Here is an 18017-nt window from a genome sequence, read left to right as displayed (position 1 = left end):
ATGAAGTAAGATTTGGAGAGACTGACATGTCTAGAGTATGCCAAGTAACCGGCAAGCGCCCGGCAGTTGGTAACAACCGTTCGCACGCTAACAACGCCACCAAGCGTCGTTTCCTGCCGAACCTGCACACTCACCGTTTCTGGGTTGAGAGTGAAAAACGCTTCGTAAGCCTGCGCGTATCCGCAAAAGGCATGCGTATCATCGACAAGCGTGGCGTTGAAGTGGTTCTGGCTGAACTGCGCGCCAGCGGTGTTAAGGTATAAGGAATTAGATCATGGCTAAAGGTATTCGCGAGAAAATTCGCCTGAACTCCAGCGCCGGTACTGGTCACTTCTATACCACTACCAAAAACAAGCGCACCATGCCCGAAAAAATGGAGATCAAAAAGTTTGATCCCGTTGTTCGTCAGCATGTGATCTACAAGGAAGGCAAAATCAAGTAATTACTTGATGCTGCATTCCCAAAAACCCGGCTTCGTGCCGGGTTTTTTTATGCGCCGAATTCAGTACACTGCCGGTTCAAAGGGAGGCTTGCCATGTTCAAATTGAGCCGCAAAGGCTGGAATAACGTGATCATCGTGGTGGTGCTGATCGTGATCACCCTGTTGCATCGTATGGAGACTGCCCAGCAGGAGAACAGCGCCAAGCGGGCTCGCCCCTTGCTGCCGGATGCAGCCGTGGTGCTCACCTGGCAGGGGCCGAGCTGGCAGATTGAGCGGATTGGTCAGGGCTGGCGCAGCATGCCGGATCTGGGACTCGACACAGCGCAGCTGGATGCCCGTCTGGCGCGCTGGCAGAGCTGGTTGCTGCCCCCCGGCGAGGTGGTGCGCGGTACCCCGGTGACCATCAAGGTGTGGATTGCCGGCCAGAACGATCCGGTCGAGATCGGCCTCTATCAGAACAGCGGCCAATATGGCGCTCAGCTGCCCTCCGGTCTCTGGCTCGCCCTCACTGCCGAGCAGTATCGCGATCTGCTGCGTCCTGCTCCCTGAGTTTCTTTTCCTTGCGAGGTGTCCATGCCCGAATTGCCAGAAGTTGAAGTCAGTCGTCAGGGGATCTCCCCCTGGCTCACCGGTATCAAGGTGACGCGCGTGGTGGTGCGGGATGGCCGCCTGCGCTGGCCGATCCCCGGTGAGATTCAGGAGCTGGTGGACCTCACCATCCATCGGGTGCGTCGCCGTGCCAAATACCTGCTGCTGGAGACCGATTTCGGTACAGCAATCCTTCATCTGGGGATGTCCGGCAGCCTGCGGGTGCTGGATATCGGCACCCCGGCCGAGAAGCACGACCACGTGGATATCGAGCTGGAGAATGGCAAGCTGCTGCGGCTCAACGATCCGCGCCGCTTCGGCGCCCTGCTTTGGACCCGTGAACCGGCCGAAGCCCATGCGCTGCTCGCCAAGCTGGGGCCCGAACCGCTCACCGATGCCTTCAGTGCTGATTACCTGCGTGAGCGCGCCAAGGGACGCAGCACCGCCATCAAACAGTTCCTGATGGACAATCAGGTGGTGGTCGGGGTGGGCAACATCTACGCAAACGAGGCGCTCTATGCTGCCGGCATTCACCCCAAACGGGCGGCGGGCAATATCAGTGCCGAGCGGCTGGGAACCCTGGTGGCCGAGATCAAGCGCGTGTTGGCCGAGGCGATTCGCCAGGGCGGCACTACCCTCAAGGATTTCACCAGCGCCGATGGCAAGCCGGGCTATTTCGTGCAGCAGTTGCAGGTTTATGGCCGTGGCGGTCAGCCCTGTTTCCACTGCCACACCCTGCTGACCGAGACAAGAATGGGCCAGCGCACCACGGTTTTTTGCAGTCATTGCCAGCGCTGAGCGCACTTTTTGCCCCGATACGGGGGAAGTTGTAACAGCGTATTTCCACTCTGTTGAAGATTTGCACAGCTGTCACTAGTATCCCGACCGTTCAGGCGGTTTGAGAATATAAAAATGACAGTTAAATCAATAGACTGGGAATATTTATCCCGGCAGGAGCGCTATTGCGCAAAATCCATGGCCCGCTTCCTCTACCCCGAGGGATGTGACCGGAAAACCTTCAATCGCGGCAAGTTCGTGCTGCGCAGCCTGCTCTATCGCAAGTCGCTGAGTCGGGTTTTCAGCCTGTTTCAGTGCGACTCGCTCAAGGCGCTGCCGGCGGTCTATCCCGAGCTGCTCGACAAGCCGATGCGACCCTATCGCTTCGCCTGTGCCAGCGCCCGTGAGCGGGCCGAGATGCTGGAAAATCACTATCAGTTGCTGCTGGAGTGCTACCCGCAGCTGATCGACCCGCTCTATCTGGGCGAGGGGATCGCGCTGGGGCACTATCCACAGAGCGGCTGCCGCATTCTGCTGCGTCACGATGGCACCTTCCGCCGCGAGGCCGAGCTGGCGCTCTCCATCGTCAATGGCGAGGGACAGCGCCTCTACAGCTGCGCCTTTTCGCTGGCGGGTAGCGTGGATCGTTTGATTCTGATGATCGGCTCCATGCAGGGGCCGGAGCCTGCGGTCGACAATGCTCAGGATCGGGTGCGCGAGCTGACCAAAGAGGGGCACGGCCTGCGGCCCAAATCCCTGCTTGTGCAGCTGGTGCTGCAACTGGCGCAGGCCATGGGGGCGGCGGAGGTGCTGGCGGTGCGCAAGCGGGCCCACGTGTTTCAGGCCAAGCGCTACAGCAGCAAGCAGAAAGCCAATTTGCAGGCCGATTATGACGAGCTGTGGCAGGAGTTCGACGCCCGGGATGTGGATGCCAACTTCGTCGCTCTGCAAGCCCAGCCGCGCAAGCCGCTGGAGGAGATCGCCTCCAAGAAGCGGGCCATGTATCGGCGCCGCTACGAGTGGCTCGATCAGCTGGTGCAGGAGATGAATGAGCGGTTTGCCCGTCAGTAACCAGCAAGCAGGCTGACCTCTCCATGCGAGAGAGATACAACAAGGGCTACCCACGGGTAGCCCTTGTTCGTAGTTGCCGTCGGGAATGGCCAGTGTGGAAGGGGATCACCCTTTCTGTTTGGCTGCGATGGCCTGGGCCACCACGGGATCGACAAACTGACGAATGTCGCCACCGTGCAGCGCCACCTCTTTCACCAGAGTGGAGGAGATAAAGGAGTTCTCCTCGGCCGGGGTGAGGAAGACGCTTTCCAGCTCAGGCATCAGGCGGCGGTTCATGTTGGCCAGCTGGAACTCGTACTCGAAGTCGGAGACGGCGCGCAGGCCGCGGATCAGCACGTTGGCCTGATGCTCTTTGGCGAAATCGACCAGCAGACCGGAGAAGCCCACCACCTTGACGTTGGGAAGCGTGCTGGTCACTTGCTGGACAAGCTGGACACGTTCTGCCAGATCGAACAGAGGTCGCTTGCTCGGGCTGTTGGCGACACCGACCACCACCTCGTCAAACAGCTTGGCGGCGCGGCCGATGAGATCGGCGTGGCCATTGGTAACGGGATCAAAAGTCCCGGGATAAATTACCCTGGTAGTCATCTTTGCGGTCCTGCAACCTGGAAATTTGGTCGCATTATAAGGTCGTCGCTTGAGAATAGCAGTGCATCAGGCAAGAATACGCCATCGCGCATCAAGCCTCCTTGCATTGGTGACAGGGAGCAAAGGGATTTTTTATGAAACGTATTCTGGTCGTTCGCAATGACAAGATTGGTGACTTCATGCTGGCGTGGCCTAGCTTCGCCATGCTCAAAGGTTCCATGGAGTGTCATGTGACTGCCCTGGTTCCGGCCTACACGGCCCCGCTGGCCCGGCTCTGCCCCTGGATTGACGAGGTGATCATCGATCCGGGCGTGCGTGCCGACAAGGAGCAACAGCGGGCACTGCTGGCCCGGATCAAGGCGGCGGCGTTCGACGCGTCCATCTGCCTCTTCTCCAACTCCCGCAACGCCATGCTGGTGTGGAAGGCGCACATCCCTTACCGGTTGGCGCCGGCGACCAAGCTGGCGCAGGTGCTCTACAACCAGCGACTGGTGCAACGCCGCTCCCGCTCCCAGAAACCGGAGTCCGAGTACAACCTGGAGCTGATCCGCCGCTTCCTGGCCGATCAGCAGGTGGCCGTGGTGGAGCCCAAGACCCCCTTCCTGCAGTTCGATGACGAGACCCTGCTAGAGGTGCGCGAGCAGTTGGCACTCAAGCTCAAGCTCGATGCCAGCCGCCCCTGGTTGATGGTGCATGCCGGCAGCGGTGGCTCGGCCAACAACCTCTCCATCGAGCAGTACGCCCGCATCATTATCAAGCTCAATCAGGCCTGCCCCGAGCTGCAGTGCGTGCTGACCGCAGGCCCGGGCGAGGAGAAGATGGCCGAACAGCTGGCGGCCGAGTTGCTGGCCCACGGTGGCAACGGCTGGATCTACCGCTCCAGCGATGGTCTGCCGATGTTCTGTCAGGTGTTGGCCAACGCAGCCCTGTTCGTTGCAGGCAGTACTGGCCCGCTCCATATCGCCGGTGCGCTCGACGTGCCGACCATCGGCTTCTTCCCGATGCGCCGCTCCGCCACCCCGCTGCGCTGGAAGCCCCTCAACAGCGAAGGACGTCACCTCGCCTTCAGCCCGCCGGAGGACAGCGATCACCCGGAGGATATGAGCCAGCTCGATCCCAAGGCCATGGTGCCGGAGATGGCCCGCTGGGCGGCGCCCTTCTGGCGCAAGTAACCCATGCAGCAATGCAGACAGGGCCCCGCGGGGCCCTGTTTCGTATGACGGTTATTCCGGCTGCTGCGGCTGCTGGCGCACCCAGAGGTCGGCGTATTTGACGAAGGTGGAGTGGGCGGAGAGGATCGCCAGCAGCAGCCCCTGCTTGCCGTCGAGGAAGCCCGCTTTGAGCAGGTACATCTTGAGGAAGCAGCCGACGGCGTGAATTAGCCCCTGACTGAGGGAGCCCTTCTTGCCGCGGGCGGTGCGCTGATCGGCCCAAGCGCGGGCATAACCGGCGGATTTGACCAGATAGTGCTCCAGATCCCGATAGGTGAAGTGGAGCAGGTCGCCATGAATGTTGACGATCTTCATGTTGGCCCGTACTTCCACCTTTTCGTGCACCAGCGCTTCATTGTAGCTGGTGAGTGCCTTGGGATAGAGACGCAGCACCCGATCCGGATACCAGCCGCTGTGGCGGATAAAGCGGCCAAACACCCAGGAGAGGCGCGGGATCGAGTAGATGGTATCGCTGGCCGGATTGGCCATCACCTCGGCGATGGCGGTTTTCAGCTCGGGGGTGAGCCGCTCGTCGGCGTCCAGCCACAGCACCCAGTCGGATTGCACGTGGGACTGGGCCAGCCGGCGCTGTTTGCCAAAGCCGGGCCACTTGGCGTTGACGAAGAAACGGGCGCCAAACTCGGCGGCGATGGCCGGGGTCTCGTCCTGACTGCCCGAGTCCAGAATGACGATCTCGTCCACCAGTCCGTCGAGGGAGGCGAGGCACTTGCGCAGGTTGTCGGCTTCATTCTTGACGATCAGAACGGCAGCCAGAGTCGGTTTTTTCACGAAATGGGGCTCACGGTTATTGCCCGGCTGGCGGGTCGAATGCGTATTGATGGGCCATTCTAACGGAAAAACGGGTCAAAGAGAGAGCCGCCATTGCCCGTTTCTATCAGCTGTTTGCCTGTCTCGTCACGTCCGGTTGGAAGCGGGGCACCGCTGGAAAAATGGGGTGACGGCAGCGTCTGCCAAGGATCTTCTGTTATTTATCCAGTCATTCTTGGGGCATAATCTCGCCCAGTGATGATTAACAGCCGGGCCAGTCCCGAGAGAAGACGCGTAATGAAAATATTGGTGATCGGCCCCTCCTGGGTCGGCGATATGGTGATGTCCCAGAGCCTCTACAAGGCGATCAAGGCCAACCATCCGGAGTGCGAACTGCACGTGATGGCCCCCGCCTGGTGCTGCGCCCTGCTGGAGCGGATGCCGGAGGTGGACAAGGCGATCACCATGCCCCTCGGCCACGGTGACTTCAAACTGGTGGCGCGCCGCCGCCTCGGCAAGCAGCTGGCCGCCGAGAAGTACGATCAGGCCATCGTCCAGCCCAACTCCATGAAGTCGGCGCTGATCCCCTGGTTTGCCCGCATTCCGGTGCGTACCGGCTGGAAGGGTGAGAGCCGCTATGGCCTGCTCAACGACCTGCGCAGCAACAAGTCCGCCTTCCCGCTGATGGTGGAGGGCTATCTGGCGCTCGCCTATCCCAAGGCGCAGATGAAGAGCCGGGCCGATATTCCGACCATTCCGCACCCGGCGCTCCACGTCGATCTGATCAACCAGAGCAAGGCGCTGGAGCGGCTGGGACTGGATCGCGCCCGCCCGGTGCTGGTGCTCTGCCCCGGTGCCGAGTTTGGCCCGGCCAAGCGCTGGCCGGAGGGGCACTACGCCGTGGTGGCCCAACAGCATCTGGACGAGGGGTGGCAGGTGTGGATCTTCGGTTCCAACAAGGATGTGCCGGTGGCCAATACCATCCGGGATCGGGTCAATCTGCTGACTCGCCCCAACTGCCACGTGCTGGCGGGCAAGACCAGCCTGCACGAGGCGATCGATCTGATGGCGCTGGCCGGCCGGGTCATCTCCAACGACTCCGGCCTGATGCACATCGCCGCCGCCCTCAACCGGCCGCTGGTGGGTGTCTATGGCTCCACTTCGCCGCTCTACACCCCGCCGCTGGCGGATCGGGTCGAGATCGTCCACACCGACATCGAGTGTCGCCCCTGTTTCAAGCGCACCTGCAAGTTCGGCCATCTCAAGTGTCTGATCGATCTGGCGCCGGAGCAGGTGGTCGATGCCTGCAAGAAGCTGGAGCAGAGTCAGTAAGATGCCCTACCGTCTGCTCTACAACCTGCTGATCCATCTGGGATTGCCGCTGGCGCTGCTGGCCCTCTACAAGCCGAAGAAAGGCAAGCCCGGCTTTGGCAAGCGCTGGGCCGAGCATCTCGGACGGCTGCCCGCCACCGGACAGGAGGCGCCGCTCTGGATCCATGCGGTGAGCGTGGGGGAGACGCTGGCCATCACGCCGCTCATTCGCGCCCTCAAGGCGGAGCGGCCCGATCTGCCGATCCTGCTCACCACCACCACCCGCACCGGCGCCGATCAGGCTGCCAGGCTGGGGGATCTGGTGATCCATCGCTACGCGCCGCTCGACTACCCCTGGGCCATTGCCGCCTTTCTCGACACCTTCAAGCCGCGTGCGCTCTGGGTGATGGAGACCGAGTTGTGGCCGAACTGGCTGGCCGCCTGTGAGGCGCGCCACCTACCGGTGACCATCATCAACGCCCGCCTCTCCGAGCGTTCCTGCCAGCGTTATGCCCGCTTCCACGGCGCCTTCGATGCCCTGAGCCGGCCGCTGACCCATCTGCTCTGCCAGCATCAGGATGACGCCGACCGCTTCGCCCGCCTCGGTATCGAGCGTTCGCGGCTGGCGGTGACCGGCTCTATCAAGTTCGATATCCAGTTTGGTGACGAGGTGCAGGCAAAAGGGCGCGCCCTGCGCCAGCAGCTGGGGGCGGATCGGCCGGTCTGGATCGCCGCCAGCACCCATCAGGGGGAGGATGAGCAGGTGCTGGCCGCCTTCGATCTGCTGCTCAAACGCCATCCCGATGCGCTGCTCATTCTGGTGCCGCGTCACCCCGAGCGGTTCGACCGGGTGGCCGAATTGTGTGCCCCTTACGGCTGCGTGCGGCGCACTGATGGTGCTGTGGTGCGTGCGGAGGATAAGGTCTATCTCGGCGATACCATGGGCGAGCTGCCGCTGATGCTGGCGGCGGCCGATGTGGCCTTTGTCGGTGGCAGTCTGGTGAAGATTGGCGGTCACAACCTGCTGGAGCCGGCAGCCCTCGGCAAGCCCTGCCTGACTGGGCCCGCCTACTTCAACTTCAGCGACATCACCCGCCAGCTGGTGGCTCAGGGGGGCGCCGCCATCGTGGCCGATGCCACCGAGCTGGGCGAGCAGGTGAGCCAGCTGTTTGCCGACGAGAGCACCCGCCGCGAGATGGGCGAGCAGGCCCGCGCCGTGGTGCTGCGCAATCAGGGAGCGCTGGCCCGCAGCCTCTCTCATTGTCTCACCGCGCTGGAGAACGACTGAGTGTCAGCCTTTCATACAGCCCGCCATCCATCATCGATGGCCGGCCATAAAAAAACGGAGCGCGATGCGCTCCGTTTTGTTTTTGGCGGTGGCCGGGATTAGCGAACGATCAGCCCCAGCAGGATGCCGACTACACCGAAGTCGGAGTCGCTGAAGGTGGTGTTGGCGAAGCCGAGGTCGCCCAGCACCGGCAGCAGGAATACCGGCAGAATGGTGAGCAGCAGCAGGCCGTTGGCGAAGGAGCCCAGGATGGCGCCGCGACGACCACCGGTGGCGTTGCCGAAGACCCCGGCAGCGGCGCCGACGAAGAAGTGCGGTACCACGCCCGGGATGATGACGGTCAGCCCCATCACGTAGAGAAGTGCCATCCCCACCAGACCGGCGGCAAAGCTCGACAGGAAGCCGATCAGTACAGCGTTGGGGGCGTAGGGGAAGACGATGGGGCAGTCGAGCGCCGGTTTGGCGTTCGGCACCAGCTTGTCGGAGATCCCCTTGAAGGCCGGAACGATCTCGGCGATGACCATCCGCACACCCTGCAGGATGACGTAGACACCGGCGGCGAAGGTGATGGACTGCATCAGGGAGAACATGAACCAGTGCTTGCCCTTGGCGACGCTGGAGACAAACTCGGGGCCGGCGAAGGCGGAGGTCACCAGGAAGATGATGCCCATGGTGAAGGAGATGGCCACCGGGGTATCGCGCAGGAACAGCAAGCTCTTCGGTACCTGCACATCTTCGCAGCTGTGGGCCTTGTTGCCGAACTTGGCGCCGATCAGGGCGGAGAGCACGTAGGAGCAGGTGGAGAAGTGGCCCAGCGCCACGTCATCGGAGCCGGTGATCTGCTTCATGAAGGGGTGGGCGATGGCCGGGAAGAAGACCATGGCGACGCCGACCACCAGACTGCCCACCGCGATCAGCGGCACGCCACTCATGCCGCCGGCAGAGAGGATCACCGCCACCATCATCGACATGAACAGGGTGTGGTGACCGGTCAGGAAGATGAATTTCCACGGGGTCAGACGGGCGATCAGGATGTTCACCAGCATGGCGAAGAACATGATCATCGCCATCTCCTTGCCAAACGAGGTCTGGGCGATGGAGACGATGGCCTCGTTGTTGGGGACGACCCCCTTGATGCCGAAGGCGTGCTGGAAGATGACGGCAAAGTCACCCAGCGAGTTGATCACCAGGGTGGCACCGGCCCCCAGAATGACGAAACCCATGATGGTCTTGACCGTGCCCTTTATGCACTCGGTCACCGGTTTCTTCTGGGCAATCAGGCCGATAAGCGCGATCAGGCCGACCAGCACGGCGGGCTCGGACAGCACGTCAAACATCAGAAAGTTGAAAAATTCCATGGTCAGCTCCTGGCAATGGAAGATGCGGCCTGCAGGCCGCATGGAGGATCCTTAGAGGGCGCCCAGTTCGCGCAGGGCGGTGGCGAGCTTCTCTTTCATCGCGGCCTTGTCGACCATGTTGTCGAGGGCCACCAGACGGCCGTTGACGCCCATGCTCTGTAACTGCTCGGCGATGTCGCGGGTGGCGACAAAGATCTCGGCGGTTTCGCTGCCGGCGGAGGCCAGATCGCGGTGATCCACCTCGGCGGTGACTGCCAGCTCTTTCAGGATGCTCTTGATGCTCATCTCCATCATCAGGCTGGTGCCCAGACCGTGACCGCATACAACCAGAATTTTCATTGTCTCTTCCTCTGTCAGGTGCGCCGTGGCGCAGATCAGTAGCGCGCCAGAATGCGCAGGATGTCGTCTTTGGTGTCGGCCGCGATAATGGCCGCCACGTCCTCTTCATTCATAAACAGCTCGGCCAGCTGGGCGATGGTCTCCACGTGGGAGTTGCTGTCGCTGGCAGCCAGGGTGATCAGCAGCTGGATCGGGTCGTTGCCCTCGGAGTCGAAGTTGACACCCTGCTTGATGACGGTCAGCCCCAGACCCAACCGGTTGACGCCGTCTTCGGGACGAGCGTGGGGCATAGCCAGACCGGGGCCCAGCACGTAGTAGGGGCCGAGCTCTTCATGGGAGCGAAACAGCGCCGCCACGTAGGAGGGTTCGATGGTGCCATTGGCCAGCAGGGGCGCCGTCGCCAGCTCGATGGCGTGACGCCAGTCGCGGGCTGCGGGTTCGATGCGGATGACATCCTCGGTCAGCAGTTGAGTCAGCATGGTGGTGATCCGGCTAGTTAAGATGGCGCCAATCTATCGATCTTGCGGTGGTGAAACTGTGAGGGTGATCGCGAAAGTTAGCGCTATCAGATAGCGCTAACATCAAACTGTGATAGCGCTATCACTTCACCCATTAACGGGAGTCATCTTGCCCCCGTGATCCGGGAAAGAGGGTAGAATCGGCCCTGAGCAAATGGTCAGTGGCGCTCTTTTGCCTTAAAGTGAGCAGCCGCAAGTCGAGGATGGGATGGATGTCAGAAGCAAAGAAGCGCCGTAGCACGGGTCGGGTGACCCTCAACGATGTGGCCCAGCTGGCCGGTGTGGGGGCCATGACGGTTTCCCGTGCCCTGCGCACGCCGGAGATGGTCTCCTACAGGATGCGCGAGCGCATCGAAGCTGCGGTGGAAGAGCTCGGCTATATCCCCAATCGGGCCGCCGGGGCGCTGGCCTCTGCGACTTCCCAGACTATCGTAGTGATCGTCCCGAGTCTGGCGGAAGCTGGCTGTGGCGAGATGATCGCGGGCCTGCAACAGACCCTGCTCGAGGAGGGTTACCAGATCATGCTGGGGGATGCCCAGCATCTGAAACAGCAGGAAGAGAGCCTGCTGACCAGCTTTTTGCAGCACAATCCGGCGGCGGTTGTGCTGTTTGGTGGCGATCCCGGCGAGACGATCCGTACCCGCCTGAAAGCCTCCCGCCTGCCGGTGGTGGAAGTGGGTGCCATGGCCCGCAGCCCCATCGACATGAACGTGGGGGTCTCCAACTTCGATGCCGGTTATCAGCTCACCCGCCACCTTATCGAGCGGGGCTACCGCAATATCGGTTTTCTCTGTGCCCGTCAGGAGCAGTGGATGCTGCAACAGCGGATGCAGGGCTGGCACAAGGCGCTGCTCGACAACTACCTCTCCCCCGATGCCATCATCAACACCTCGGAGCGGCCCAGCTTCAGCACCGGTGCCACCATGCTGGGGGAATTTCTGCTGCGCTGGCCCGAGCTGGACGCGCTGATCTGCGTCAACGATGAACTGGCGGCCGGGGTGCTGTTCGAGTGCCAGCGCCGCCATTTGAATGTGCCGGGCAAACTCGCCATCGCCGGATTTGACGATCTGGATGTGGCGCGCGCCTGTTATCCGACCCTTACTTCGGTCAAGATCCCCTATCGCAAAATGGGACAGGAGGCTGCCGAGCTGATCCTGCGCCAACTGGCCGGGGAGCCCGTGATGGGCACTGCTCTGGTTCTCGATTTTCAACTGCAAAAGCGTCAAAGCAGCTGATCCCCGTTTCACACGTCATCAAAGAGGCAACCATGTTCAAGGCTCTGTTACTGGAAAACCAAGACGGCAAGACTGTTCCGACTCTGACCCGGCTGGCCGAGAGCCAGTTGCCGGAAGGTGAGGTGCGGGTGGCGGTCGCTTACAGCTCCATCAACTACAAGGACGGGCTGGCCATCACCGGCAAGGGCAAGATAGTGCGCCAGTGGCCGCTGGTGCCCGGTATCGACTTCGCCGGTACCGTGCTCGAATCTGCCGACAGCCGCTATCAGCCCGGCGACAAGGTGGTGCTGACCGGTTGGGGCGTGGGCGAAGGGCACTGGGGCGGCATGGCCGAACAGGCGCGGGTCAAGGGGGACTGGCTGGTGCCGTTGCCCGCCGGGCTGGATGAGCGCCAGGCCATGTGCATCGGTACCGCCGGTCTCACCGCCATGCTCTGCGTGCTGGCGCTGGAAGAGGCGGGCATTACTCCCGCAAGTGGCGAGGTGCTGGTCACCGGCGCGGCAGGCGGTGTTGGCTCCACCTCGGTTGCCCTGCTGGCGGCCCTTGGCTATCAGGTGGCAGCGCTGACCGGTCGGCCCGAAGAGCAGGGCGCCATGCTCACTGCGCTGGGTGCCAGCCGCATCGTGCCGCGCAGCGAACTGCTGGTGCCCGCCAAACCGCTGGAGAAGCAGCTATGGGCCGGTGCCATCGATACCGTCGGCAGTCAGGTGCTGGCCAAGCTGCTGGCCCAGATGAACTATGGCGGCGCTGTGGCAGCTTGTGGGTTGGCGGGCGGTTTCGATCTGCCGACCAGTGTGATGCCCTTTATCCTGCGCAATGTGCGGCTGCAGGGGGTCGATTCGGTGATGTGCCCGCTGGCACGTCGTCAATTGGCTTGGCAGCGACTGGCACGGGATCTGCCAGCCAGCTTCTTTGCTCAGGCGGTCACCGAGATCGGGCTGGAGCAGGTGGTCGAGGCTGCCGAGGCCATCACGCTGGGTCAAATCGCGGGGCGCACTCTGGTCAAACTTTGAACTCTGACGACTGGCGAGCCCGACATTTCCGGATAGAATTGGATTGCGGGTGAACTATCCAAGGAGAGTGAAGATGGGTGGACACAAGCCGGATTACGACTCGTCAGACGATGATTGGGAGCCGGAATCCTGGGAAGAGGAGCTGGATCAGTGGGAAGACGAAAGCTGGCAGGATGATGACCCTTTCGATGACCAGTGAACCACGGCATTGAACGAACAGGCGGGCTTTGGGCCCGCCTGATTTTTTTGCCGCGCTCACACGGCTGAGCGTTCGTCCTTGGTCAGGGGCGGGGCGCTGGGTAGAATGAACTGCCCAAATGACGCTCAAGGATGACTATGCGACTCTCCATCATATTGTTGGCTGCCCTGCTGGGTGGCTGTGTCTCCAACGATGACCCTTGCGAGAAGGTGTGGAGTGAGGTTGGGGAGGCGGATGGCAAGCTGGGCTTCACCACCGAGCGGATCGAGTTCCATCAGGGCCAGTGTGGCAAGAAGGTGGATCCCGAACTGTGGAAGCAGGGACATCAGAAGGGATTGGCATGGTATTGCCGCCCCGAGCATCTCTATCTGGCTGGCCGTTCAGGCGAGGAGTATCGCGGTGTCTGTCCGAATGATACCCAGGCGCGCAGATTGTTCGAACAGGGACGTCAGGGGTGGACCGACCAATAACGCCCTGACAGGGAGGGGCGTTACTCCTCTTTCAAGCGCAGCGGTTGGCAGAGGTAACCCTTGTCATTGGCACTGCGGGCACACTTGCTGCAGACAAACTTGGGTTTGCGGACTATCTTGCGCAACGCCTTGAGATCGGTGGGGATCTCGTGACGGCGCCATTCACACAGGGTTTTGCTGCCCATAACGACTACCTCTACGACTTGACGGCCGTATTGTAATCGATTTTCATTTCGAATAAACCGGCAAAGCTCGCTTATTGGCCGGTATGCCAATAAGCGATTGTTTCGGGAGGGATTACTGGTAGAGGAACTTGGTGAAGATAAGCTCGCGCACCGCTTTCTTGCCGGTCTCTTTCACCAGCAGTTCGTTGACGGTTGTCTCGCACTCCTTTCGCAGCTCTTCTCGGTTGGTCAGGGACTTCACTTGATCGGCATTTTTGCTGCCAATCAGACGGATGATTGCATCGCGGATCAGCGGGTCATGCTGCTCCAGCAGCTTGAGGTCGGCTTCGTTTTCCGCCATCAGCTCCACCGTGACCCGGATATAACCGAGGGTTTTGCTATCACTCAGGTAGTTGGTGATGATGTCGGGATCGAGTGCATGGTAGGAGAAACCGGGCTTGGCAGCCCCCTCTGTGCCCTCGGCGGGCGGCTCATCTTCAGCCAGAGCTTGCTGCTGCAGGGCGCCACAGCTCAGTAACAACACCAGCAGAATTTTGAAGATCTTCATATAGATGGCTCATCAGCAAGAGATAACCCATTTTTGATGTTGCCATCGGGGCCGTCAAGCACGGATGTTCTTACATTTCGCTATTGATTTACGGATAATAAACCGGATTTTAACCTGAACACGGAAATCTCTGGATGGTGAAGCTGTGAAGTCCGAGTTGACTGTTCCCCTCACGCCGTTAAGCGGGTGGCTGGCCCCCGAATGTTGCGAATTGCCCGCCAGCTTGCGCCCCTGGCTGCTGGAGCCCGGCTCCATGACCCGGCGGCTGCGTCAGCACAATCGCCATTTTTCGGTGGAGTGGCTGGGCAATCACCCGGTCGCCCTTACTGCCGATGAGCAGTGGCTGGTGGATTCGGCCTCGCCGGCCGGTACCTGCCGCGAGGTGATCCTGCATGGGGATCGTGGGCCCGCAGTGCTGGGCTGGACCCTGTTTGCCGATGACGCACTGCAAGGGAGCGGCATTGCCGAGCTTGGCGAGCAGCCGCTGGGTGAGCGGGTATTTGGCCATGAGCCTGCCCGCCGCGATCACCTGCAGCTGGCCCGTTTCGATGTTGCCGCCAATCCCCGTTGCCCGGCCGCCACTGTCTGGGGGCGTCGTTCCCGTCTGTTTCTGGGGCAGTGGCCACTGCTGGTGCACGAGCTGTTTCTGCCCTCTCTCGTCTGTGACAAGGAGCTGGAGTGAATCTGTTAACCAAGGAGCGGGGACTTGCCTATATGCAGTTGGCCCGCGTCGACAAACCCATCGGTACTCTGCTGCTGCTGTGGCCAACCCTGTGGGCGCTCTGGCTGGCCGCTGGTGGCCTGCCCAATCTCTGGGTGCTGACCGTGTTTGTGGTCGGCGTCTTTCTGATGCGCTCGGCAGGGTGCGTCATCAACGACTATGCGGATCGCAACTTCGACGGCCACGTCAAACGCACCGCTGGTCGCCCCTTGCCTACGGGTAGAGTCAAGCCGTGGGAGGTGCTGGCGCTCTTCTTCGTGCTGGCGCTTATCTCGTTTGGTCTGGTGCTGACCATGAATCCGCTCACCATCGGTCTGTCGTTTGTCGCCCTGCTGCTGGCGGTGAGCTACCCCTTCATGAAGCGCTTTATCTCCAATCCCCAGCTGGTGCTCGGGATGGCCTTCTCCTGGTCGATCCCGATGGCCTATGCGGCGCAGGCGGATGCCCTGCCGCTGGTGGCCTGGCTGCTCTTCTTTGCCAATCTGCTCTGGACCGTGGCTTACGACACCCAGTACGCCATGGTGGATCGGGATGACGACCTCAAGATCGGCCTCAAATCCAGCGCCATCCTGTTTGGTCGTTACGACAAACGGATCATCGGCGCATTGCAACTCTCGACTTTGCTGCTGCTGTTGGCGGTCGGGCAGCTGATGACGCTGGGGGGCTGGTATTACTGGGGATTGCTGGGGGCGGCGGTGCTGTTTGTCTATCAGCAGCGGCTTATTCGTGAGCGGCAGCGAGAAGCCTGCTTCCAGGCGTTTCTCAACAACAACTATGTGGGGGCGCTGGTGTTTGTCGGTCTGGTGCTCGACTACCTGCTGGCGTGACATGTTCCCGCGCAGACTCCGATAAAAAAGAAGGCCGCATCGTGCGGCCTTCTTTGTTTGCATTGCAGATCAGAGCTGATTGCCTGCCTGAATGGTGCGGCGGATCTTGTTGCTCAGCAGCGGCACTATATTGTCGGCCAGCGCCTGGAAGCGGCCGAGGTCCGGCTTGCACTCTGGGGAGAGGTAACCCTCTTTGCGCAAGGTGTGGATCAGGGTGCTGAACAGCTTCTGGTCGAAGAACTCGGGGGCGTTGATGCCGTGCAGGGTGCCGAGGCGCTCTGCCATCATCAGGCCGTCCGCCTCCAGCTGCTCCGCCTCGATATGAGGCTGGGCCAGCACCCGGGTCAGCACGATGGCGTAGCGTTGCAGGGTCTCCTGAATACTCTCCGCCAGCAGCAGCAGGCGCATCTGGTTGGCCGGATTGACCCAGTAGCCGTCATCGCGGGTCTCGATCAGTTGCTGGGTCTGCAGCGCGTCGAGCAGGCTGTCAACCAGCGCCGGTAGCTTCTCCTCTTCATAACGCAGGAACAGCTCGGTCTTGAGCAGCGGATAGATGTCGATGCAACGAGCCATGATCTCGCTGCGGGAGATCCCCTCGCAGCGTTCGATTAGTGCCGCCACCAGAGAAGGCATGGCAAACAGGTGGAGGATGTTGTTGCGGTAGTAGGTCAGCAGGATCGCCTGATAGCGGTCGAGACTGATGATCTGCCCCAGCTTGTCCTCGCTCACCTCGAACTTGTTGAGCTCCATCGCCTGATCCAGCAGGGTCTTGGCATCCTCATCCGGAATGGTGCTCTGCGGGCTGTAAGGCACCGCTTTGAGCAGATCCAGATAGGTGTTGAGCTGGGCCTGCAATTCGTCGCGGGTCAGGGCGTGGCGCTCGGCGGCCAGCAGCGCCAGCGCACTCAGGGTCAGGCCGTTGACCGCGGCAGCGCCGTTGATGCGGGTCATCAGCAGTTCGGCCAGATTGTTGACGGTGCCCGCCATCCACTCCGGACGCTCCTCTTCCCCGATGTGCTTTTTCCAGTCGGGGATATGTTCGCTCAGGTAGCTGTTGAGAGTCAGCGGCTCGCCGAAGTTGACGAAACCACGGCCGTAGTTGCGCAGCTTGCGCAGGATGCCGAGCACCTGCAGGAAGCTCTCTTTCTCCTTGCGACTCCCCTTGAGCTCGTTGTGGTAGGTGTTCACCTCCATCACGTGCTCGTAGCCCAGATAGACAGGCACCAGAGTGACCGGCCTGTCCAGCCCGCGCATCATCGCCTGCAGGGTCATCGCCAGCATGCCGGTCTTGGGCGGCAGCAGACGGCCGGTACGGGAGCGACCGCCTTCGGTGAAGAACTCTACCGAGTAACCCTTGGCAAACAGCAGGTTGAGGTATTCCCGGAATACCGTGCTGTAGAGCGGGTTGCCCTTGAAGGTGCGGCGAATGAAGAAGGCGCCGCCGTGGCGGAAGATGGGGCCCGCCGGCCAGAAGTTGAGGTTGATGCCTGCCGCGATATGGGGCGGCACCATCCCCTGGTGGTAGATGACGTAGGAGAGCAGCAGGTAGTCCATGTGGCTGCGGTGGCAGGGAACGTAGACGATCTCGTGCCCTTCCTGCGCCAACTGGCGTACCTTCTCGGCGCCATTGACCGACAAACCGCGGTAGAGCTTGTTCCACAGCCAGCCGAGGAAGCTCTCGCCCAGGCGGATCAGCCGGTAGGAGAAGTTGGAGGCGATCTCGTCCATGTAGCCATGGGCACGCTTTTGCGCCTTCTCGAGGCTGATCCCCTCGCGCTGGGCCTCCTCTTCAATCGCCTGCTGGATCACCGCGGAGTCGAGCAGCTGCTTGAACAGCAGGTTGCGGTTCGGCAGTTTCGGGCCGGTGGCAGCCAGCTGCTGACGGCTGAAGTGGGTACGGGCCACTCGCGCCAGCTTGTGGGCGATCGCCTCGTCGGTGCCGTGCTTGTCGGCCATGTAGCGCAGGGAGAGCGGCGGCGAGAAGCGCACCAGATTCTCGCGACCCTTGAGGATCACGATAAGCGCCTTCTTCAGCCGGTTCGGCGCCAGGCTGCTGATGATGTTGAGGCCTGAGGCTTCTTCCCCTTCCCGACCCGGAGCGCGGCCCCAGAACAGGGTGACGGGCACCACCTGGATATCCAGCTCGGGATCCTGCTTGTGCAGATCCAGCAGCTGGTGGAACTCCTGCAGAAAGGGGAGCGGTTTGCTGCGTTTGCCAAACAGGGGAGGCGGACGATCCAGACAGACATAGCGCGGCAGCAGCTGGCCGTTCAGTTCCAGCGGCGTGAAGGGACCGGGCAGACCGAGATCCTCGCAGCATTGCTGCAGGGTCATCAGGTCGGTGATCGAACTGGTTTTCAGGGCATAGACGATGGGTCTGGCCGGATCCAGATTGAGTTCTGTGATGGGATTTTCCGGCAGGCTCTTGTGATTGACCAAGCCGCTGACCGGCCATTGCAAGATGGCTCTGGAAATCTTCTGTCCTAGGGACATGTGCGTCTGCTCTCCAAAAAAATGCGGCGTGAGCATAGCAAATCGACAGCCCCTTGTCGCCGAGAGGT

At 61.4% G+C, this 18017-nt stretch carries 22 protein-coding genes; 14 read left to right on the top strand and 8 right to left on the bottom strand.

Annotation, left to right across the window (positions count from 1 at the left end):
* Positions 1 to 26 precede the first annotated feature (26 nt).
* The 5 genes from rpmB to ACW5XC_RS18765 all read left to right on the top strand — a co-directional run bounded on the left by rpmB (position 27) and on the right by ACW5XC_RS18765 (position 2878).
* A complete protein-coding gene (gene rpmB, locus ACW5XC_RS18785) occupies positions 27 to 263 on the top strand; it encodes a 50S ribosomal protein L28 (protein ID WP_005307492.1) in 237 nt (78 codons plus the stop codon).
* Positions 264 to 274: 11 nt separating this feature from the next.
* Positions 275 to 442, top strand: coding sequence for a 50S ribosomal protein L33 (gene rpmG / locus ACW5XC_RS18780; RefSeq protein WP_005307500.1), 168 nt, complete (start codon positions 275 to 277; stop codon positions 440 to 442).
* 93 nt (positions 443 to 535) lie between these two features.
* The gene (locus tag ACW5XC_RS18775) at positions 536 to 991 is read left to right on the top strand and encodes a hypothetical protein (RefSeq protein ID WP_042054783.1); all 456 of its coding nucleotides are present in this window, start codon (positions 536 to 538) and stop codon (positions 989 to 991) included.
* Between the two features lie 24 nt (positions 992 to 1015).
* The gene (mutM, locus tag ACW5XC_RS18770) at positions 1016 to 1828 is read left to right on the top strand and encodes a bifunctional DNA-formamidopyrimidine glycosylase/DNA-(apurinic or apyrimidinic site) lyase (protein ID WP_021231536.1); all 813 of its coding nucleotides are present in this window, start codon (positions 1016 to 1018) and stop codon (positions 1826 to 1828) included.
* Positions 1829 to 1942: 114 nt separating this feature from the next.
* Positions 1943 to 2878: a VirK/YbjX family protein gene (locus tag ACW5XC_RS18765; RefSeq protein WP_080771402.1), complete on the top strand. Its 936-nt coding sequence runs from the start codon at positions 1943 to 1945 to the stop codon at positions 2876 to 2878.
* Between the two features lie 105 nt (positions 2879 to 2983).
* On the opposite strand, the gene coaD is transcribed toward ACW5XC_RS18765, so the two are convergent.
* Positions 2984 to 3466, bottom strand: coding sequence for a pantetheine-phosphate adenylyltransferase (gene coaD / locus ACW5XC_RS18760; RefSeq protein ID WP_040069411.1), 483 nt, complete (start codon positions 3464 to 3466; stop codon positions 2984 to 2986).
* 134 nt (positions 3467 to 3600) lie between these two features.
* On the opposite strand from coaD, the gene ACW5XC_RS18755 reads away from it, so the two are divergent.
* On the top strand, positions 3601 to 4638 hold the full coding sequence (locus ACW5XC_RS18755; RefSeq protein WP_042054785.1) for a glycosyltransferase family 9 protein: 1038 nt from the start codon (positions 3601 to 3603) through the stop codon (positions 4636 to 4638).
* A gap of 51 nt (positions 4639 to 4689) precedes the next feature.
* Here the strand turns inward: ACW5XC_RS18755 and ACW5XC_RS18750 are convergent, their stop codons facing one another.
* Positions 4690 to 5466, bottom strand: a complete 777-nt coding sequence (locus tag ACW5XC_RS18750) for a glycosyltransferase family 2 protein (RefSeq protein ID WP_005357395.1) — start codon at positions 5464 to 5466, stop codon at positions 4690 to 4692.
* 276 nt (positions 5467 to 5742) lie between these two features.
* Here ACW5XC_RS18750 and waaF point away from each other — a divergent pair, with 276 nt between their 5' ends.
* Together waaF and waaA are read left to right on the top strand one after the other, a co-directional pair.
* Entirely contained in the window at positions 5743 to 6777 is a 1035-nt protein-coding gene (waaF, locus tag ACW5XC_RS18745; protein ID WP_042054786.1) for a lipopolysaccharide heptosyltransferase II, read from the top strand.
* Position 6778: 1 nt separating this feature from the next.
* Positions 6779 to 8044, top strand: coding sequence for a lipid IV(A) 3-deoxy-D-manno-octulosonic acid transferase (gene waaA / locus ACW5XC_RS18740; protein WP_042054788.1), 1266 nt, complete (start codon positions 6779 to 6781; stop codon positions 8042 to 8044).
* 98 nt (positions 8045 to 8142) lie between these two features.
* On the opposite strand, the gene ACW5XC_RS18735 is transcribed toward waaA, so the two are convergent.
* Genes ACW5XC_RS18735 through ACW5XC_RS18725 form a run of 3 tightly spaced genes read right to left on the bottom strand, consistent with a single transcriptional unit; the run spans position 8143 to position 10220 of the window.
* Positions 8143 to 9402: a PTS ascorbate transporter subunit IIC gene (locus tag ACW5XC_RS18735; RefSeq protein WP_042054808.1), complete on the bottom strand. Its 1260-nt coding sequence runs from the start codon at positions 9400 to 9402 to the stop codon at positions 8143 to 8145.
* Between the two features lie 51 nt (positions 9403 to 9453).
* Positions 9454 to 9741: a PTS sugar transporter subunit IIB gene (locus ACW5XC_RS18730; protein WP_005356014.1), complete on the bottom strand. Its 288-nt coding sequence runs from the start codon at positions 9739 to 9741 to the stop codon at positions 9454 to 9456.
* 35 nt (positions 9742 to 9776) lie between these two features.
* Positions 9777 to 10220 carry a PTS sugar transporter subunit IIA gene (locus tag ACW5XC_RS18725; protein WP_033136381.1) on the bottom strand — a complete coding sequence of 148 codons (444 nt, stop codon included), beginning with the start codon at positions 10218 to 10220 and terminating at the stop codon, positions 9777 to 9779.
* A 251-nt stretch (positions 10221 to 10471) separates the two neighbouring features.
* Between ACW5XC_RS18725 and ACW5XC_RS18720 the strand changes: the two genes are divergently transcribed.
* The 4 genes from ACW5XC_RS18720 to ACW5XC_RS18705 all read left to right on the top strand — a co-directional run bounded on the left by ACW5XC_RS18720 (position 10472) and on the right by ACW5XC_RS18705 (position 13176).
* Positions 10472 to 11494 carry a LacI family DNA-binding transcriptional regulator gene (locus ACW5XC_RS18720; protein ID WP_042054789.1) on the top strand — a complete coding sequence of 341 codons (1023 nt, stop codon included), beginning with the start codon at positions 10472 to 10474 and terminating at the stop codon, positions 11492 to 11494.
* A gap of 32 nt (positions 11495 to 11526) precedes the next feature.
* Positions 11527 to 12507, top strand: coding sequence for an acrylyl-CoA reductase (NADPH) (gene acuI / locus ACW5XC_RS18715; protein ID WP_042054790.1), 981 nt, complete (start codon positions 11527 to 11529; stop codon positions 12505 to 12507).
* A 73-nt stretch (positions 12508 to 12580) separates the two neighbouring features.
* Positions 12581 to 12706 (top strand): hypothetical protein, encoded by a 126-nt coding sequence (locus tag ACW5XC_RS18710; protein ID WP_255940094.1) that lies wholly within the window; start codon positions 12581 to 12583, stop codon positions 12704 to 12706.
* 137 nt (positions 12707 to 12843) lie between these two features.
* A complete protein-coding gene (locus ACW5XC_RS18705; protein WP_042054791.1) occupies positions 12844 to 13176 on the top strand; it encodes a DUF2799 domain-containing protein in 333 nt (110 codons plus the stop codon).
* A gap of 20 nt (positions 13177 to 13196) precedes the next feature.
* Here the strand turns inward: ACW5XC_RS18705 and ACW5XC_RS18700 are convergent, their stop codons facing one another.
* Both ACW5XC_RS18700 and ACW5XC_RS18695 read right to left on the bottom strand, forming a co-directional pair.
* Positions 13197 to 13361: a hypothetical protein gene (locus tag ACW5XC_RS18700; RefSeq protein WP_005339525.1), complete on the bottom strand. Its 165-nt coding sequence runs from the start codon at positions 13359 to 13361 to the stop codon at positions 13197 to 13199.
* 112 nt (positions 13362 to 13473) lie between these two features.
* Positions 13474 to 13908: a flagellar basal body-associated protein FliL gene (locus ACW5XC_RS18695; protein WP_040069400.1), complete on the bottom strand. Its 435-nt coding sequence runs from the start codon at positions 13906 to 13908 to the stop codon at positions 13474 to 13476.
* A 145-nt stretch (positions 13909 to 14053) separates the two neighbouring features.
* Between ACW5XC_RS18695 and ACW5XC_RS18690 the strand changes: the two genes are divergently transcribed.
* Both ACW5XC_RS18690 and ubiA read left to right on the top strand, forming a co-directional pair.
* On the top strand, positions 14054 to 14590 hold the full coding sequence (locus ACW5XC_RS18690) for a chorismate--pyruvate lyase family protein (protein WP_042054793.1): 537 nt from the start codon (positions 14054 to 14056) through the stop codon (positions 14588 to 14590).
* The gene (gene ubiA / locus ACW5XC_RS18685) at positions 14587 to 15456 is read left to right on the top strand and encodes a 4-hydroxybenzoate octaprenyltransferase (RefSeq protein ID WP_042054794.1); all 870 of its coding nucleotides are present in this window, start codon (positions 14587 to 14589) and stop codon (positions 15454 to 15456) included. Before ACW5XC_RS18690 ends, ubiA begins: the two co-directional genes overlap by 4 nt.
* 69 nt (positions 15457 to 15525) lie before the next feature.
* On the opposite strand, the gene plsB is transcribed toward ubiA, so the two are convergent.
* Positions 15526 to 17949 carry a glycerol-3-phosphate 1-O-acyltransferase PlsB gene (gene plsB / locus ACW5XC_RS18680; protein WP_042054796.1) on the bottom strand — a complete coding sequence of 808 codons (2424 nt, stop codon included), beginning with the start codon at positions 17947 to 17949 and terminating at the stop codon, positions 15526 to 15528.
* Positions 17950 to 18017 lie beyond the last annotated feature (68 nt).

The organism is Aeromonas sp. 25-AL00135 (genome assembly GCF_054052385.1).
This window is presented reverse-complemented; position numbering and strand designations above follow the sequence as displayed.

Coding starts and splice junctions, on each gene's coding strand:
- rpmB (WP_005307492.1), top strand. CDS start 27: ATGTCTAGAGTATGCCAAGTAACCGGCAAGCGCCCGGCAGTTGGTAAC.
- rpmG (WP_005307500.1), top strand. CDS start 275: ATGGCTAAAGGTATTCGCGAGAAAATTCGCCTGAACTCCAGCGCCGGT.
- ACW5XC_RS18775 (WP_042054783.1), top strand. CDS start 536: ATGTTCAAATTGAGCCGCAAAGGCTGGAATAACGTGATCATCGTGGTG.
- mutM (WP_021231536.1), top strand. CDS start 1,016: ATGCCCGAATTGCCAGAAGTTGAAGTCAGTCGTCAGGGGATCTCCCCC.
- ACW5XC_RS18765 (WP_080771402.1), top strand. CDS start 1,943: ATGACAGTTAAATCAATAGACTGGGAATATTTATCCCGGCAGGAGCGC.
- coaD (WP_040069411.1), bottom strand. CDS start 3,466: ATGACTACCAGGGTAATTTATCCCGGGACTTTTGATCCCGTTACCAAT.
- ACW5XC_RS18755 (WP_042054785.1), top strand. CDS start 3,601: ATGAAACGTATTCTGGTCGTTCGCAATGACAAGATTGGTGACTTCATG.
- waaF (WP_042054786.1), top strand. CDS start 5,743: ATGAAAATATTGGTGATCGGCCCCTCCTGGGTCGGCGATATGGTGATG.
- waaA (WP_042054788.1), top strand. CDS start 6,779: ATGCCCTACCGTCTGCTCTACAACCTGCTGATCCATCTGGGATTGCCG.
- ACW5XC_RS18735 (WP_042054808.1), bottom strand. CDS start 9,402: ATGGAATTTTTCAACTTTCTGATGTTTGACGTGCTGTCCGAGCCCGCC.
- ACW5XC_RS18730 (WP_005356014.1), bottom strand. CDS start 9,741: ATGAAAATTCTGGTTGTATGCGGTCACGGTCTGGGCACCAGCCTGATG.
- ACW5XC_RS18725 (WP_033136381.1), bottom strand. CDS start 10,220: ATGCTGACTCAACTGCTGACCGAGGATGTCATCCGCATCGAACCCGCA.
- ACW5XC_RS18720 (WP_042054789.1), top strand. CDS start 10,472: ATGTCAGAAGCAAAGAAGCGCCGTAGCACGGGTCGGGTGACCCTCAAC.
- acuI (WP_042054790.1), top strand. CDS start 11,527: ATGTTCAAGGCTCTGTTACTGGAAAACCAAGACGGCAAGACTGTTCCG.
- ACW5XC_RS18710 (WP_255940094.1), top strand. CDS start 12,581: ATGGGTGGACACAAGCCGGATTACGACTCGTCAGACGATGATTGGGAG.
- ACW5XC_RS18705 (WP_042054791.1), top strand. CDS start 12,844: ATGCGACTCTCCATCATATTGTTGGCTGCCCTGCTGGGTGGCTGTGTC.
- ACW5XC_RS18700 (WP_005339525.1), bottom strand. CDS start 13,361: ATGGGCAGCAAAACCCTGTGTGAATGGCGCCGTCACGAGATCCCCACC.
- ACW5XC_RS18695 (WP_040069400.1), bottom strand. CDS start 13,908: ATGAAGATCTTCAAAATTCTGCTGGTGTTGTTACTGAGCTGTGGCGCC.
- plsB (WP_042054796.1), bottom strand. CDS start 17,949: ATGTCCCTAGGACAGAAGATTTCCAGAGCCATCTTGCAATGGCCGGTC.